The organism is Ensifer adhaerens, from assembly GCF_001270265.1.
Classification (GTDB): domain Bacteria; phylum Pseudomonadota; class Alphaproteobacteria; order Rhizobiales; family Rhizobiaceae; genus Ensifer; species Ensifer adhaerens_B.
Window position 1 is genome coordinate 116919 of the sequence record NZ_LGAP01000002.1, and the last position, 14447, is coordinate 131365.

Below are 14447 nucleotides of genomic sequence, written 5' to 3' on the forward strand. Positions count from 1 at the left end.
TATATAATCCTTAACGCTAAATCGTTGCGTTTAGGCGATGTAGGAGCGAGCCGCCGCAAAAGCAAATAATTTGCGTTTATGGTGCTGTGAAAGTTTCTGATCCATACGCTGCAGACGGAAGGAAGAGTTGGAATGGCAGGCAGGGAAGGTCCGCGCCCGGGCGGGCGAAGCGCCAGGGTACAGGCATCGGTGCACGGGGCCGTGCAGGCGCTGATGACAAGAATGGAGCGCGCGGAGGTCACCATTCCGATGATCGCCGTGGAAGCGGGCGTGACGCCGTCGACCATCTACCGCCGTTGGGGCGATATCCAGGAACTGTTGGCCGATGTCGCGGTCGAGCGGTTGAGACCCGACATGGAGCCGGTCGATACCGGGAATGGCGGCCAAGATCTGCTGGCCTGGGCCGAGCAATATGCGGAGGAGATGTCCTCGAAACCCGGGCGCGCGATGATACGCGATGTGCTGGCGGCACAGGACGGCAGCGGCGCCTATCAGTGCTGCAACTTCACCAAGCAGCAGATCGAGGTGATCGCGGCGCGCGCTGAAGGCCGCGGCGAAGCATTCCCGGATGTCGACGCCGTCATGGACCGCGTCGTCTCGCCCATCATGTACCGCATCCTCTTTGGCGAGGCACCGGATACGGCTCGTGTCGCGCGTCTGGTGACCGGGGCAATGGAGCTGGTTTCGCCTGCGCCCGCCCCCGTCTAATCAAAGCGCGCGCAGTGCAACGGTGCGGCGCTGCCGGAAGCGACCGAGCATCGCCATGCCCAACACGAGGACGGCACCCAGCGCATAGGCCAGCACATCCCACCAGTCTGGTGTGGCTCCCAACACGACCCTCATAATGGGGTTGGAAACGCGGATACCGAAATTGGACGCCAGGTACTGTGCAAGTTCGACCGCCACGCCAAGCGAGAATGCGATACCGGCGACCAGCTGGGGCCGAGCCTTCACCACCGATGCTAGCATGCAGTAAACCCACATCACGGCAAGGACATCGCCGGAAAAGCTGCGGATCCACCCCCATCCGGCCCCGACCGTCGCCAACAGGACGAGGACGACGAACAGCAGGATGGAGAATACAAAGGCGGGGCGGTTGAAGCGGAGTTCCATGGCGAGCGATGTAAAGGGGTGCGACCCGCCTGTCGAGCGGTTCCAGAGCTGCCGGTAGGATGACGAAGTCTGTCAACGAATCCTTGTTCATGGCGGCGATCTTATCCGCCTTCGCATCGACAGCGCGATAGATGATCGGCGCGGAGCGCGCGATGGTGACGATCCGTTCCCGGGGGCTTTGCAAACTTGACCGTCTTTCCGCGGCGATCGACAAACGTGTTTTCGGCACGCAACATTGTCGGCAGGAAAAGCCACAACGACGACACCAATGGGGATAAGGCCTTGAGGCGGATGGACATGGATCATTCCCTTGACCGGCGAGCCGGCATCTGGTGACCCGAGCGTCGACGTCACCAGATGCCGGGAACCAGCCTCCATCGAACCCGACGGGAATAGGCTTCATATCCGGCAAGCTCGGCCCGCAGCAGCCGATCTTCCCACGACGTGCGCAGCACGAGCAGCGTCCCTGCCAGCGCTGCGGGAATGAGCGCCCAAAACGAGCCGAGCGCAAGCGCCATGCCGAAGAAGAGGAACAGGGCGGCGATGTAGCCGGGATGACGGACGAAACGGTAGGGGCCGGTATCGATCACGCGGTGATGCCGCTCTGATTGTATCCGCACACCCGGCTCGAAGAACGGATTGACCGCCTGCGCCCAGGCGGTCACCGCGACGCCGGCCAGCATGGCGCCGTAGCCCGACAGCATCGCCCAGGCCGGAACGACCGACCAGTGGAACCGCCCGGCGTCAAGCGCTGCGACCGGGAACACCGCAACCATTGCCGGCAGGATGATGGCAAGCAGAGCCTTGTCCCAGCTTTTCGTGCCCGCCTGAAACCGACTGCGCGCGCGGAAGATCACAGGATTGACCCGCGCAAGCACCAGAGCGGAAGCGCCAAAACTCAAGATCAGGACCGCCAGGAACATCCAACCAGGGCGCCAGGCAATCGTGCCGGCCGGCACGAAGATCAATGCCAGCAGCGAAAGCGGTAGGCCGATCGCATAGGCAATGGCCATGCGGCGCGACATCGCGCGCGGCTCCCGCGCCGCTTCGGTCTCTTCCATAGCCTTGGTCCTTTGGAGAAATATCTCCGGACTACCTTTTGCGCTTGTCCCCCCACGGGGATTGGCAATGGCGATCACGATGTCACCATCGCCACAACCACCAATTAGGGCGGCAGGCGCCGGAAGCAACACGATCGGGCTTTTTCGCGCAGATAGAGCAGGCCGCTGGCCCAAGACCGGAAAGCCAGATCAACCGCTGACAAGCGCGGCCTGCTGACGATCCGTGATTGGCCAATGCAAATCACCCGGTGACGGCGCCCTCATTGGCCGGGCGCGCCAGCGCTGCAAATTTTGCCAGCACCCCGCGTTTGTAACGCGGCTCCGGCTGTCGCCACTTGGCGCGCCTTCTTGCTAGTTCTTCCGGGTCCACGTCGAGATGCAGCAACTGTCGATGGGCGTCGATAACGATCCGGTCACCCTCTTGCACCAGCGCGATCGTGCCCCCTTCGAAAGCCTCCGGCGTGACGTGACCAACCACCATGCCCCAGGTTCCGCCCGAGAAGCGACCGTCGGTGATGAGACCGACGCTATCGCCCAAACCTCTGCCGATGATCGCCGAGGTCGGCGCCAGCATCTCAGGCATGCCGGGGCCGCCCTTCGGCCCGAGGTAGCGCAGCACGAGAATATCGCCGGGTCTGATCCTATCCGACAAAATGGCATCCATCGCCGACTGTTCGTCTTCGAAGACACGCGCGGGTCCGGTCATAACGGGACTTTTCAATCCGCTGATCTTTGCGACCGCACCGCCTTCGGCCAGATTCCCCTTCAGCACCGCGAGATGGCCCTCGCGGTAGATCGGTCTTTCATACGGCCGGATAACGTCCTGGTCCGAGTGGGGCTGGTCCGGAACGGCTGCGAGCTCTTCACCGATCGTCCTGCCCGTGATCGTCAGACAGTCGGCATGCAGAAGGCCCGCATTCAAAAGGATCTTCAACACCTGCGGCACGCCGCCTGCCCGGTGCAGGTCGACGGCCATGTATCTGCCCGATGGCTTGAGATCACAGAGGACGGGGACGTTGCGGCGAACGCGCTCGAAGTCGTCCAGCGTCCACTCGACTTCCGCCGCATGCGCGATGGCGAGGTAGTGCAGTACCGCATTGGTCGATCCGCCGGTCGCCATGATCAAGGCGACCGCATTCTCGATCGACTTGCGCGTGACGATGTCCCTTGGCTTGATGCCCTTCTTGACGGCTTCGACGAGGACACGGGCCGATTGCGCGGCGCTCTCCAGCTTTTCCTGATCGGGATTGGCCATGTTGGACGAGTAAAGAAGCGACATGCCGAGCGCCTCGAAGGACGAACTCATGGTGTTGGCCGTATACATGCCGCCACAGGAGCCGGTCGACGGACATGCATTGCGTTCGATGCCTTCGAAATCCTCTTCGCTCATCTTGCCGGCCATGAAGGCGCCGACGGCTTCGAACGCGGACACGACGGAAAGGCTCTGCCCCTTCCAGTGGCCGGGTTTGATCGTGCCGCCATAGACATAGATCGCCGGAGCATTGGCGCGAAGGATGCCGATCATGCCGCCCGGCATGTTCTTGTCGCAGCCGCCGAGCACAAGCACGCCGTCCATCCACTGCCCTTGCACCGAGGTTTCGATGCAGTCGGCGATGACCTCGCGGGATACAAGCGAATACTTCATTCCTTCGGTGCCCATCGACATGCCGTCGGAAATCGTCGGCGTTCCGAAGATCTGCGGATTCGCGCCGGCAGCTTTGATTGCCGCCACAGCAGCATCGGCCAGCGGTTGCAGCCCGGCATTGCAGGGCGTGATCGTCGAATGACCGTTGGCAATGCCGATCATCGGCTTGGCGAAATCGGCCTTCTCGTAGCCGAGTGCATAATACATCGCCCGGTTGGGGGACCGCGCGACACCTTGCGTAATGTGTTTCGATCGTTCGTTGTAGGCCATGACTTGCTCCCTCAGTTGGTTCGAGATCGAGTTTACTGGCGTTCAAGATGACTGTGAAATATACTTTTCTCGAACAAATAAGTCGCAGAAGATATCAATAGAGATAGATCATGGATTTGAGGCAACTTCGCCAGTTCGTCGCCGTCGCCGAAGAACTGCATTTCGGCCATGCGGCCTCCCGCCTCAACATGACGCAGCCGCCGCTCAGTCAATCGATCTTGGCATTGGAGAAGGAGCTGAAGGTACAGCTCTTCAAACGGACGAAGCGGAACGTGGAGCTGACATCTGTCGGCAGGCAATGGCTCATCCATGTCCGCCAGGTGCTCGACGGGGCGAACGGCCTTGCTGACACCGCAAAAAGGCTATCACACGGCGAGATCGGGCACCTGCGTTTGTCCTTCGTCAGCACGGCCGACTATAGCGTACTGCCCGACATCGTCAGCCGCTATCGCGCGGCCTATCCGCATGTGGAACTGACGATGCGCGAAGCCACCAGCGATATACAGATAGAGGCGCTGCTCGATGAAGAGATCGATGTCGGGCTGATCATTGCCCCCAACCAGGCGTCCCTTCATCCGACCCTTTCCTACCTGCCGCTGCTGCGGGAACCGCTGGTTGCCGCGGTGCCCACGGCCTGGGTCGAGGAACAGCGAGTGGGTTTTGCAGGAAGTGTTCTGGAGCCAGCCGACTTCTTCAAGGCGCCCCTCATCGTTTTTCCACGGCGGGCCGCACCGGCCTTTCACGATATCGTCTCGAGATATTTCGCCGAGCACGGAATGGCATTCTCGACCTATCAGGAAGCCATCCAGATGCAGACGATCGTCGGTCTGGTCGCATCCGGCCTTGGGGTCGCTCTGGTCCCCCAATCGATGACCAACCTTCAGCGGCGCGGCGCGACCTATTTGCCGCTGGCCGGCCATGTACCGGAGGTGGAAACCGGCCTTGCGTGGCGTCGTTCGGACCAAAATCCGGCCCTCGACACCTTTCTTGCCGCGGCGATACCGGTCGACAACAAATGATGTGCGCCCTTCGGCCCGTAGACTGCAGCGCAACGGCCCCGCTGGAGCACCACGTGCACGCTACCGCGTAAGACCACGCAGGTCGGGCATGCGGTTGCTGATGATGGTTTCCATCGAGAAGAAGCCGGTGACCGTCATCAGGTCGAAATCGGTGATGAGCTTCTGATAGAAGGCATCATAGCCGGCCATGCCGCGCGTCACCACCTTGATCAGATAATCCCAGTCGCCGCCGATCCGGTACAGATCCGTCACCTCCGGCAGACGCTCGACATGCTTGCGGAAGCTGTCGGCCCATTCCTTGGAATGATGGCGGGTGCGGATCATCACGAACACTGTGAGGTCGAAGCCGAGCGCTGCGACGTCGACCGCGGCATGGGTACCAAGCACGAGCCCGCTGGCGTTCAGCCGCTGCAGGCGGCGCCAGCAGGCATTCTGCGACAGGCCGACACGGTCGGCCAAATCACGCTGCGAGATCGCGCCGTCCTTTTGCAGGCAGGAGAGGATTCGCATATCAATTTCGTCTATTTTTTCCATTTTAGCGATCACATGACCCAATTGCAGCGCATCCAAGCATAAGAATGATGAGGTTTCTATGCAACTGCTCGATTAGACTTATCGTCTGTCCGACCCTGGGAGGAAACGATGACGACGCCGTGCCCACGCCAGCCACACCTTACCGGTCCGCTCGATGCGTTTCGGGAGAGCCTTGCTGGCGATAACGCGATCGCGGCCCTGCGAGCCGGACTGGTCGGCAAGAACGCAAAGATCGAGGGGCCTTTCGGCGTCAAGAAGCTCGTCTATGCCGACTATGTCGCTTCGGGCCGGGCATTGATGCAGATCGAGGATTTCATTCTCGAACAGGTGCTACCCTACTACGCCAACAGCCACACCGAGGCCTCCTACTGCGGTGGTTTCATGACCAGGCTGCGCCGCGATGCGCGCGCGGCGATCGCCGCCTGCTGCGGGGCGGGACCTGAGCACGCCGTCATTTTCGCGGGTTCGGGCGCCACCGCCGGCATCAATCGGCTGGTGAAGCTGCTGGGGGTCGCCGACGCGGTAGTGGCCGGCCGGCGCGTGCGCATCCTGATCGGGCCCTATGAGCATCATTCCAACATCCTGCCCTGGCGCGAAAGCGGCGCCGAGGTGGTCGAGATCGCCGAATGCTCGACGGGTGGTCCGGATCTCGCAGCGCTCGATGAAGCGTTGAAGCAACCGGCCGATCTCACCGTTTGCGCATTCTCCGCCGCCTCCAATGTCACGGGCATTGTCACCGACGTCGCGGCCGTCACCAGCATCGCCAAGGCTGCAGGCGCAAAGATGGTCTGGGACTATGCCGGTGCTGGGCCGTACCTGCCGATCGACATGTCGCCCGACAAGGACGCCGCGATCGACGCCGTCGTCGTCTCGCCGCACAAATTCATCGGCGGTCCCGGCACGTCAGGCGTGCTGATCCTGCGACGTGACGCGGCCGTTACCGTGAAGCCCTCCTGGCCCGGCGGCGGCACCGTCAAGTTCGTTTCGCCCACCGGCCATGACTACAGCCAAAGCCTCGAGGCGCGCGAGGAGGCAGGCACGCCGAATGTCGTCGGCGATATCCGCGCGGCACTCGCCTTCCTCGTCAAGGAAGCGATTGGTGCCGAGGCAATGCAGGCCAAAAGTGCCGAGCTGACCCGCAGCGCGATTGCCGCGTGGCAGCGCAACGAGCGGCTGGAACTGCTTGGTCCTCTAGAACCAAAGCGGCTGCCGATCTTTTCCTTCCGCGTTAAGGACGGCAAGGGCGGCCATGTCCACCAGCAACTCGTGACCCGTATGCTCAGCGATCGCTTCGGCATCCAGGCGCGCGGCGGCTGCGCCTGCGCCGGGCCCTATGTGCACCGGCTGCTGGGCATTGATGACGAAGAATCGCAGCGACTGCGCGAGGCCATCCTTTCAGGACAGGAAATGCTGAAGCCGGGCTTTGTCCGACTGAACTTGAGCGTCCTGCTTGCAGACGAGGAAGTGGCGTTCATCCTCGACGCCGTCGCCAAGCTTGCCATCGACGCGACCAGCTACGAGCAACACTATGATTTCGACCCGGCACGCGCCATTTTCTTCCCGCGCGCCGCGCTTGCAATGGGGGCGTGAGACATGGCGAGGCCTGACATTGCGGCTTTCTTCGACCCGCGAACCTGGTCCGTGCAATATGTGGTCAACGATCCGAAAACCCGGGCCTGTGCGATCATAGATCCGGTACTCGACTTCGACGAGAAGTCCGGCGCGATCGCGACTGCCAATGCCGACCGGCTGCTCGACTTCGTGCGGGATCAGAACCTTGACCTCCAGTGGATCCTGGATACCCATCCGCATGCCGACCATTTTTCCGCCGCCGCCTATCTGAAAGCCAAGACCGGCGCGCCCACGGCCATCGGCACGCACATCGTCAAGGTCCAGAAACTGTGGGCCGACATCTACAACTGGCAAGAGCTGAAAACGGACGGATCGCAATGGGACCGGCTGTTTGATCGCGGTGACACATTCCGGATCGGCAATCTCGAGGCCGGGGTGATGTTCTCTCCGGGTCACACGCTGGCGTCGATCACCTATCTCGTCGGTGACGCCGCCTTCGTGCACGACACGGTCTTCATGCCGGACAGCGGAACTGCGCGCGCAGACTTCCCCGGCGGCAGCGCCAACGCGCTATGGGCGAGCATCCGCGATATCATCGCCCTGCCTGATGACACCCGCGTTTTCGTCGGCCATGACTATCAGCCTGGTGGACGCGAACCGCGTTGGGAAAGCACCGTCGCCCGGCAGAAGGCGGACAACATCCATTTGACGCGCTATGGCTGCGAAAGCGAGTTTGTCGCGTTCCGCGAGGGACGGGATCGAACGTTGCCGATGCCCAAGCTCATCCTTCATGCCTTGCAGGTCAACATCAACGGCGGCCGGCTTCCGGAGCCGGAGGAAAACGGCCGGCGCTACCTGAAACTCCCCATCGACGCCCTGCAAGGTGCGGCATGGTCCTGACGCCGCTCCATTCACGAGCACGCTCTGCGCCCAGGTCGTCTTCCGGCTTCGACGCATCGCATGCGCCATCGTTTCCCCGGCGGCACGGCGCCGAACCATGACACTGGATCTGGTCCAATACATCCTGGCAGCGTTGAGCGGCGGTCTCGTCGGCTTCAGCCTTGGGTTGTTCGGCGGTGGCGGCTCCATTCTGGCCGTCCCGCTGCTCGTCTATGTGGTCGGCGTGAGCAACGTGCACGTGGCGATCGGGACGAGCGCCGTCGCCGTCGCAGCGAATGCGCTCTCTGGACTGGCGATGCATGCGCGACACGGCACGGTGAAATGGCGCTGTGCGACAATGTACTGCATCACCGGTATCGGTGGCGCATGGGTCGGCGCGACGCTCGGCAAGGCTCTGGATGGCCAGCGGCTCTTGCTGTTGTTCGCGGCCCTCATGGCCGTTGTCAGCCTCACTATGCTGAAGCGACGCCACCTGGCTGGCGATCCGGCGTCAACCTGCACGCCCAGAAACGCGCCGAAAGTGCTCTCCTTTGGCGCCGGAACCGGCATCGTTTCGGGTTTCTTCGGGATCGGTGGCGGATTCCTGATCGTGCCGGGCCTGATGGTTTCGACCGGCATGCCGACGATCAACGCAATCGCCACATCGCTGGTTGCCATTTCCGCTTTCGGTCTTACCACAGGTGCAAGCTACACGTTTTCCGGCCTGGTCGACTGGCCGCTCGCCTTCTCCTTCGTTGGCGGCGGGGCTCTTGGCGCGCTGGCGGGATGCCGAGCCGCCCATAGTTTCAGCAAGTACCAATCCACGCTGAACCTGCTGTTCGCAGCACTGACCTTGTCCGTCGCCGTTGGCCTGGCGTTCTATGCCTGGCGATAGGATCGCCGGCTCGCGCCAACTACCGGATGGACGACGAGTCACTGTAATAAATCCAGCGATTGAGCTGCATTGAGCACACACCTCTTCATGCGATCATTGAAAGACAAGGTCGCCTGTGTCCATCGCCGCCTGTTCCGTGGCCTTACGGCGGATGCCGTAGAAGCGCGCGGGAAATGCCCGGGTCCTCGACAGAATGAGCGCAGTCAGCACCAGCGCGCAACATTCCGGATCGTCTGGTAGACATGGGTAAAGTTGCACGGAAAGAACAGACCAGCGATGAACGGCATTTCCACCACCCTCAACTCCCCCACGAATACGGCCGAGGAGCAGCCTTCCTCCCAGGGCCTTCACGTCTTCACGGATGGTTCGTATGAACCGATCTCCGGCAAGGGCGGATGGGCATTTGTCGTCTATCACGAGGGCGTGGAAATAGCGTCCGAGTTTGGTGGCGCGCAAGGCTCCGCCGACAACACAATGGAGCTGACCGCGCTGCTCAAGGCAGCGCTTTGGATCAACAGCAATGCTTCCGGTCAACCGGCGGTCGTCTGGTCCGACTCTGCCTACACGGTAAAGGGCTGCAACAGCTGGCGTCAGATCTGGAAGAACAACGGCTGGAGAAAGATTGTCCCGAATGCAAAGGCCCGAAGCCGAACAATAGCCAATCGGGACCTTTGGATGGCAATCGATCTTCAGCTATCCCGCAGCCCTCTCCTCGCCATCTCATGGTGCAAGGGTCACTCCGGGATAGTCGGCAACGAACGCGCGGATACACTCGCATCGCATGGACGCCAATCGATCCGGAGCGGCGAACCGGCGCCCTAGACCGTATGTTCGCTGGGTGAAGGTGGCCCGCCCCCGCGGTAAGCTGAATTCGGGGGTTGCTCTGGATAGGCCGGAGCCTTGCCCCATGCTTAGCGAGGGCGAACCATGAAAGACGATAGCGTAATTTTCATCGGCTTGGATACGTCGAAGTTGAAGATTTCGGTGGCCATTGCCGACGGAGCACGCAACGGCGAGGTGCGGTTTTTCGGCAACATCTCTTCCGAGCCGGCATCAGTGGCATTGATGGTCAACAAGCTTTCCAAGCGTGGAGCCAAGCTTCACTTCTGCTACGAGGCCGGTCCGACCGGCTACGGTCTTTACCGCCAGCTTATTGAGCTTGGTCATGACTGCGTGGTGGTGGCGCCGTCCCTGGTGCCCAAGCGTGCGGGCGACCGAGTGAAGACCAACCGCCGGGATGCCGTAAGCCTGGCACGCCTGCACCGGGCGGGCGAGCTAACGGCGGTCTGGGTTCCCGACGAAGGCCATGAGGCTATCCGCGACCTGGTGCGGGCTCGCGAGGCGGCCGTCGATGCGCTGAAACAGGCGCGTCAGCAACTTCAGTCTTTCTTGTTGCGTCATGGCCGGATCTATACCGGCCGCAAACCATGGACGCGCGCCCATACAAGGTGGCTGGCGTGCCAGGCCTTCGACCATCCCGCCCACCAAATCCTGCTGGCGGAATATTGCCAGGCCATCGAGGATGCCGGCGTGCGCCTAGATCGGCTGACCAAGCTGGTAGTCGAAACCGCGTTATCCTGGTCGATGGCGCCGGTTGTGGCCGCCTACCAGGCGATGCGCGGCGTCGCGTTCATGACGGCGGTCACCTTTGTGGTCGAGATCGGGGATGTCAGGCGCTTCGACAATCCTCGTCAGCTGATGGCGTATCTCGGTCTCGTACCGTCGGAAAGCTCAACCGGCGAACGGGTCAAACGTGGTGGGATCACCAAGGCAGGCAACACAAGGGCGCGGCGGGTCCTAATCGAAGGCGCCTGGACATATCGCTTCCCTGCACGTGTAAGCCCAACGATCCAGGCGCGGCTGGAGGGATTGCCAAGGACAGTTCGAGAGATTGCCTGGAACGGCCAGGTGCGACTTTGCGCGCGCTATCGCAAGCTGATGGCGGCAGGCAAGCCGAAGGTCGTCGCGGTCACCGCCATTGCGCGAGAAATGGCCGCGTTCCTGTGGGCGATCGGACAGGAGGTCGCTCCCAAAGCAAAATCCTAAAGCCGATAGTCAGCTTGAAGAGCAACGCTTAACCGAAAAATTGAAATCATCTGCTGTTGAACAAAGATGGAGGCAGGGCTCCCGTGGGGAACCCTCGTCACAGCTATGTGGCGGATAAAATCCACGCCCGATCCTAGACCGAGGCAGCCCCAGACGAACACACGGAAATGCGGTACCCAACCCGCGCATAAGAGTATGCCAGCCGTCGTCTAAATGCCCTGCCTCCTGCTTTGTTCAACAGCTTCACGCATGTGCTTTCGTCCTCAAGGCCGGAAAGGAAAGAGTCATGATTAAAGAGCTTGCAAATGAACATAAGAGCTGTTTAGTCCCGGCATTTGGTGGAGCGGATCGAGGGTGAAGCGTTCGGGCTGTGAAGCCCATGCAAGCCAACGAAGGTACCGTCCAAAGACCTACTGACGCACCTCCGAAATGCTGTTCATGACAGCGGTCGCCGCGCGACCGGACCGTGTTGAAGAAAGATGCACAAGATTTATCCCCAATTCGAGGAGCAACTCGGCCGGCTTGAGATCATGTTCTGCAAGGTTGGCCGTGTATCCGCGGATCGTACCCGCCACGCATTTCGAGTTGGTGGCGAAGCGCGTATCGCCCCGATCGTCGGCCTCTTCAGCGATAGCCTCGAGCGCACAGGCCACCGTTTCGAGTATGCCGCACCGCTCGCGCAAGCTCATTTCTTCAAGCGTCTTCGGAATCCCGTTCATATCGCCTCCTTCGCGCCCGGCAGGCTCGCTGCGGCGCTGGCATCGCGTTCGAAGTCAGGTGTTAGGCAACATATGGAGTTCCGCGCGAACATTAGCAAATCATGTCCGCCATGCGGCTAATGCATGACATGCATCGGCCAACTGACGACGCGCCGTGGAGTCCAACCGACGGCACAGTGCTGGAGAGTAAAAAGTTCTGAGCGCGATCGCAGTCGCGCCGCATGCCAGTTGAGCAGGTGACCGTCGGTCGATGATTGTCCAAACGGTGCGCTCGGCTGTTATTTCATTGTCCGGAGTAACGCGCTCGTGGACGAATCATGTGGCCACTCTCCACCTGCTCCATCGCATGGGCAAGCCAGCCGACCGTACGCGAAAGCGCAAAGATCACCAGCGGCGCTTCGTCAGGCAGCCGGAACGTGGCCGCGAGCGACGCCAGTGCGAAATCGATATTCACCGGCTCTCCCAGCAGCTCTTCGCCCGCCTCGGCCAACAGTCCATAGAGGGGCGGAGCCTCGAAACTTGCCATGATCGCCTTGGCGCGCGGGTCGCCGTGAGGATAGAGCCGATGGCCGAAGGCCCGGACAGCACCTTCAGAGGATAGCATGCCGCGTATCGCCTCGCGTGCGCCGACTGCGTTCGTCCGCTCTGCAAGCTGTGTGACGCTGAGCCAGGCGCCGCCGTGGCGAGGGCCGGTCAGCGCCGCCAGCCCGGACAGGACGGCGGCCGAAAGAGCGGCGCCGGAGGAGGCCGTCACGCGCGCTGCAAACGCGGAAACATTGAGTTCGTGTTCCGCCGCCAACACCAGTGCCTTTCGGATGGGCTCTGCCGCTTCGGGCCGTGCCCATCCGAGAGCCAACCGCCGATGCAGCGGCAGTGGTTCCGGCCATGGTGCCAGTGCCGCTGCCACGGTCGACAACACATCGGCGGCCTCAATCCTCAAAATGGGCGATGCACGACCAAGAGCAGGCAGGTCCTCGGCCACCCGGGCGGCAAGGCTCATCAAAGCCGCGGCCAAACGCGATCGATCCGCCAAGTCGCAGCCGGCAGCGCGGACAGCGACCGCTTGTGTTTGCCAGAGCAGCGCGGCGACCTCCTCCAGGTCGGCCTTCACGGCGAGCTCGACCGCGTCATGGCCACGATAAGATAGTCGTCCGTCGGCAATGCTGGATATCGTCGTCGGCAAGACAGGGTCGCCCCAGCGGATCGCCTCGGCCGCGACGGCCGAGGTGCGCGGGCGGCCCGCATGACGTTCCGCAAGCCGCTTCACATCATCGGCCTGATAAAGGCTGCGGCGCGAATCGAGCGGATCAGGCTTGGCGCGTATGCGCCCGCGGCTGACATTCGCATAAAGCGTCTGCGGTTTGGTGCCGAGCTGGCTGAGCGCCTCCTCAGCGGTTATCCAAAGTGTCTTCATATTGATCATATTTATCAAGATTGACGTCAATACATCTAAGCTGGACCATTCTCCGGGTAAAGGAGAAACGCTTATGAAAAACGGACTTGAAGACGTCGTCGCCGCTGAAACCCAGCTCTCCGACGTGGATGGCGAGGCGGGTCGGCTGGTTATCCGCGGGGTGTCACTCGACCATCTTGCCGAGTACGCCACCTATGAGGATGTCGCTGCCCTCCTGCTCGACGGCCTGATCGAAGGAAACCTGGCAAAAGAAAATGTGCGCCAACGCCTAGGACAAGCACGAACAGAGGTCTTCGCTCATATCCGGGCTATCGACGACGATATGCTTGAATTGCCGCCAGTGGACATCATGCGCGCGCTCATCGCCCGCCTGCCGGACACCGACGATCTTGAGGCGGCGCTCGGCTTGCTTGCGGCACCCGCCGTCTTCCTGCCGGCAATTCTGCGCCTGAAGAATGGTGACGAGCCTGTTGCCCCATCGCCGGCGCTCTCCCAATCGGCGGACATTCTCGCCATGCTTGACGGGGGGAGACCGAGCAAGGAAAAGGTGAAGGCGCTCGATACCTATCTCGTGACGATTTCGGATCACGGCCTCAACGCTTCGACTTTTGCTTCAAGGGTGATCGCCTCCACCAAAGCCGGCCTCACCTCATCAGTGCTCGGCGCGATCGGCGCATTGAAGGGGCCGCTCCATGGCGGCGCGCCTGGACCGGTGCTGGACATGCTGGATGCGATAGGAAGTCAGGACAACGCGAAAACATGGCTCAACCAAGCGCTCGATCGGGGCGAACGTCTGATGGGCTTCGGCCATAGAGTTTACCGCGTCCGTGACCCCCGCGCCGATGCGCTGCGGTATGCTTTAAAGCCCCTGATCGACGCCGATCAGGTTGATCGCGAACGCATCGAGCTTGCAAATGCGGTTGAACAGGCAGCACTGGCGATACTGAAGGAGCGCAAGCCGGACCGACCGCTTGACGTCAATGTTGAATTTTACACGGCACTGTTGCTCGATGCATTGGGCTTCCCGAGAGGTGCCTTCACCGGTGTCTTCGCCATCGGTCGCACCATCGGCTGGATCGCTCACGCACGCGAACAGGCGCTCAAAGGTCGGCTGATCCGTCCGCGCTCGGTCTATGTCGGACCGCTGCCGCAGGCTGCCTAGGTCGTCCGGCCCAGGATTCGACGAAGAGCCACTCGGGGCTCAGCAGCAATGGCTGCCGGTAGGCAGGGTCGAGTGCTTCGGGCTCGATCGGACTGCCCAGTGCTGCGAGGCGCCCAGC

General features: G+C 61.7%; 14 protein-coding genes. 8 read left to right on the top strand and 6 right to left on the bottom strand.

The genetic code is table 11. The features are described from left to right. Positions 1-132: 132 nt before the first annotated feature. Positions 133-708 carry a TetR/AcrR family transcriptional regulator gene (locus AC244_RS05380; RefSeq protein ID WP_053247793.1) on the top strand — a complete coding sequence of 192 codons (576 nt, stop codon included), beginning with the start codon at positions 133-135 and terminating at the stop codon, positions 706-708. On the opposite strand, the gene AC244_RS05385 is transcribed toward AC244_RS05380, so the two are convergent. From AC244_RS05385 to ilvD, 3 genes are all read right to left on the bottom strand, one after another. Beyond that, positions 709-1113, bottom strand: coding sequence for a DUF2809 domain-containing protein (locus AC244_RS05385; RefSeq protein ID WP_053247794.1), 405 nt, complete (start codon positions 1111-1113; stop codon positions 709-711). It abuts the gene before it with no gap. 350 nt (positions 1114-1463) lie between these two features. Further along, positions 1464-2174 carry a methyltransferase family protein gene (locus tag AC244_RS05390; RefSeq protein WP_202596047.1) on the bottom strand — a complete coding sequence of 237 codons (711 nt, stop codon included), beginning with the start codon at positions 2172-2174 and terminating at the stop codon, positions 1464-1466. Positions 2175-2415: 241 nt separating this feature from the next. Next, positions 2416-4089, bottom strand: coding sequence for a dihydroxy-acid dehydratase (gene ilvD, locus AC244_RS05395; protein WP_053247795.1), 1674 nt, complete (start codon positions 4087-4089; stop codon positions 2416-2418). A 110-nt stretch (positions 4090-4199) separates the two neighbouring features. Between ilvD and AC244_RS05400 the strand changes: the two genes are divergently transcribed. Then, positions 4200-5108: a LysR family transcriptional regulator gene (locus AC244_RS05400; protein ID WP_053247796.1), complete on the top strand. Its 909-nt coding sequence runs from the start codon at positions 4200-4202 to the stop codon at positions 5106-5108. Between the two features lie 60 nt (positions 5109-5168). On the opposite strand, the gene AC244_RS05405 is transcribed toward AC244_RS05400, so the two are convergent. Next, positions 5169-5642, bottom strand: a complete 474-nt coding sequence (locus AC244_RS05405; protein ID WP_053247797.1) for an Lrp/AsnC family transcriptional regulator — start codon at positions 5640-5642, stop codon at positions 5169-5171. Between the two features lie 108 nt (positions 5643-5750). Here AC244_RS05405 and AC244_RS05410 point away from each other — a divergent pair, with 108 nt between their 5' ends. The 5 genes from AC244_RS05410 to AC244_RS05430 all read left to right on the top strand — a co-directional run bounded on the left by AC244_RS05410 (position 5751) and on the right by AC244_RS05430 (position 11034). Further along, positions 5751-7232 (top strand): aminotransferase class V-fold PLP-dependent enzyme, encoded by a 1482-nt coding sequence (locus AC244_RS05410; RefSeq protein ID WP_053247798.1) that lies wholly within the window; start codon positions 5751-5753, stop codon positions 7230-7232. Between the two features lie 3 nt (positions 7233-7235). Beyond that, positions 7236-8114, top strand: a complete 879-nt coding sequence (locus AC244_RS05415) for an MBL fold metallo-hydrolase (protein WP_053247799.1) — start codon at positions 7236-7238, stop codon at positions 8112-8114. A 97-nt stretch (positions 8115-8211) separates the two neighbouring features. Continuing rightward, positions 8212-8988, top strand: a complete 777-nt coding sequence (locus AC244_RS05420) for a sulfite exporter TauE/SafE family protein (RefSeq protein WP_053248366.1) — start codon at positions 8212-8214, stop codon at positions 8986-8988. A gap of 276 nt (positions 8989-9264) precedes the next feature. Next, entirely contained in the window at positions 9265-9810 is a 546-nt protein-coding gene (locus AC244_RS05425) for a ribonuclease H family protein (protein ID WP_053247800.1), read from the top strand. 105 nt (positions 9811-9915) lie between these two features. After that, the gene (locus AC244_RS05430; protein WP_053247801.1) at positions 9916-11034 is read left to right on the top strand and encodes an IS110 family transposase; all 1119 of its coding nucleotides are present in this window, start codon (positions 9916-9918) and stop codon (positions 11032-11034) included. A gap of 410 nt (positions 11035-11444) precedes the next feature. Here the strand turns inward: AC244_RS05430 and AC244_RS05435 are convergent, their stop codons facing one another. Beyond that, the gene (locus tag AC244_RS05435) at positions 11445-11753 is read right to left on the bottom strand and encodes a hypothetical protein (protein WP_053247802.1); all 309 of its coding nucleotides are present in this window, start codon (positions 11751-11753) and stop codon (positions 11445-11447) included. Positions 11754-12036: 283 nt separating this feature from the next. Further along, entirely contained in the window at positions 12037-13167 is a 1131-nt protein-coding gene (locus AC244_RS05440; RefSeq protein ID WP_053248367.1) for a citrate synthase, read from the bottom strand. Positions 13168-13240: 73 nt separating this feature from the next. On the opposite strand from AC244_RS05440, the gene AC244_RS05445 reads away from it, so the two are divergent. Next, positions 13241-14329 carry a citrate synthase/methylcitrate synthase gene (locus AC244_RS05445; protein ID WP_053247803.1) on the top strand — a complete coding sequence of 363 codons (1089 nt, stop codon included), beginning with the start codon at positions 13241-13243 and terminating at the stop codon, positions 14327-14329. Positions 14330-14447: the final 118 nt, after the last annotated feature.

Excerpts from the sequence above, each read along its gene's own strand:
- AC244_RS05380 (WP_053247793.1), top strand. The coding sequence starts at position 133 with ATGGCAGGCAGGGAAGGTCCGCGCCCGGGCGGGCGAAGCGCCAGGGTA.
- AC244_RS05385 (WP_053247794.1), bottom strand. The coding sequence starts at position 1,113 with ATGGAACTCCGCTTCAACCGCCCCGCCTTTGTATTCTCCATCCTGCTG.
- AC244_RS05390 (WP_202596047.1), bottom strand. The coding sequence starts at position 2,174 with ATGGAAGAGACCGAAGCGGCGCGGGAGCCGCGCGCGATGTCGCGCCGC.
- ilvD (WP_053247795.1), bottom strand. The coding sequence starts at position 4,089 with ATGGCCTACAACGAACGATCGAAACACATTACGCAAGGTGTCGCGCGG.
- AC244_RS05400 (WP_053247796.1), top strand. The coding sequence starts at position 4,200 with ATGGATTTGAGGCAACTTCGCCAGTTCGTCGCCGTCGCCGAAGAACTG.
- AC244_RS05405 (WP_053247797.1), bottom strand. The coding sequence starts at position 5,642 with ATGGAAAAAATAGACGAAATTGATATGCGAATCCTCTCCTGCCTGCAA.
- AC244_RS05410 (WP_053247798.1), top strand. The coding sequence starts at position 5,751 with ATGACGACGCCGTGCCCACGCCAGCCACACCTTACCGGTCCGCTCGAT.
- AC244_RS05415 (WP_053247799.1), top strand. The coding sequence starts at position 7,236 with ATGGCGAGGCCTGACATTGCGGCTTTCTTCGACCCGCGAACCTGGTCC.
- AC244_RS05420 (WP_053248366.1), top strand. The coding sequence starts at position 8,212 with ATGACACTGGATCTGGTCCAATACATCCTGGCAGCGTTGAGCGGCGGT.
- AC244_RS05425 (WP_053247800.1), top strand. The coding sequence starts at position 9,265 with ATGAACGGCATTTCCACCACCCTCAACTCCCCCACGAATACGGCCGAG.
- AC244_RS05430 (WP_053247801.1), top strand. The coding sequence starts at position 9,916 with ATGAAAGACGATAGCGTAATTTTCATCGGCTTGGATACGTCGAAGTTG.
- AC244_RS05435 (WP_053247802.1), bottom strand. The coding sequence starts at position 11,753 with ATGAACGGGATTCCGAAGACGCTTGAAGAAATGAGCTTGCGCGAGCGG.
- AC244_RS05440 (WP_053248367.1), bottom strand. The coding sequence starts at position 13,167 with ATGAAGACACTTTGGATAACCGCTGAGGAGGCGCTCAGCCAGCTCGGC.
- AC244_RS05445 (WP_053247803.1), top strand. The coding sequence starts at position 13,241 with ATGAAAAACGGACTTGAAGACGTCGTCGCCGCTGAAACCCAGCTCTCC.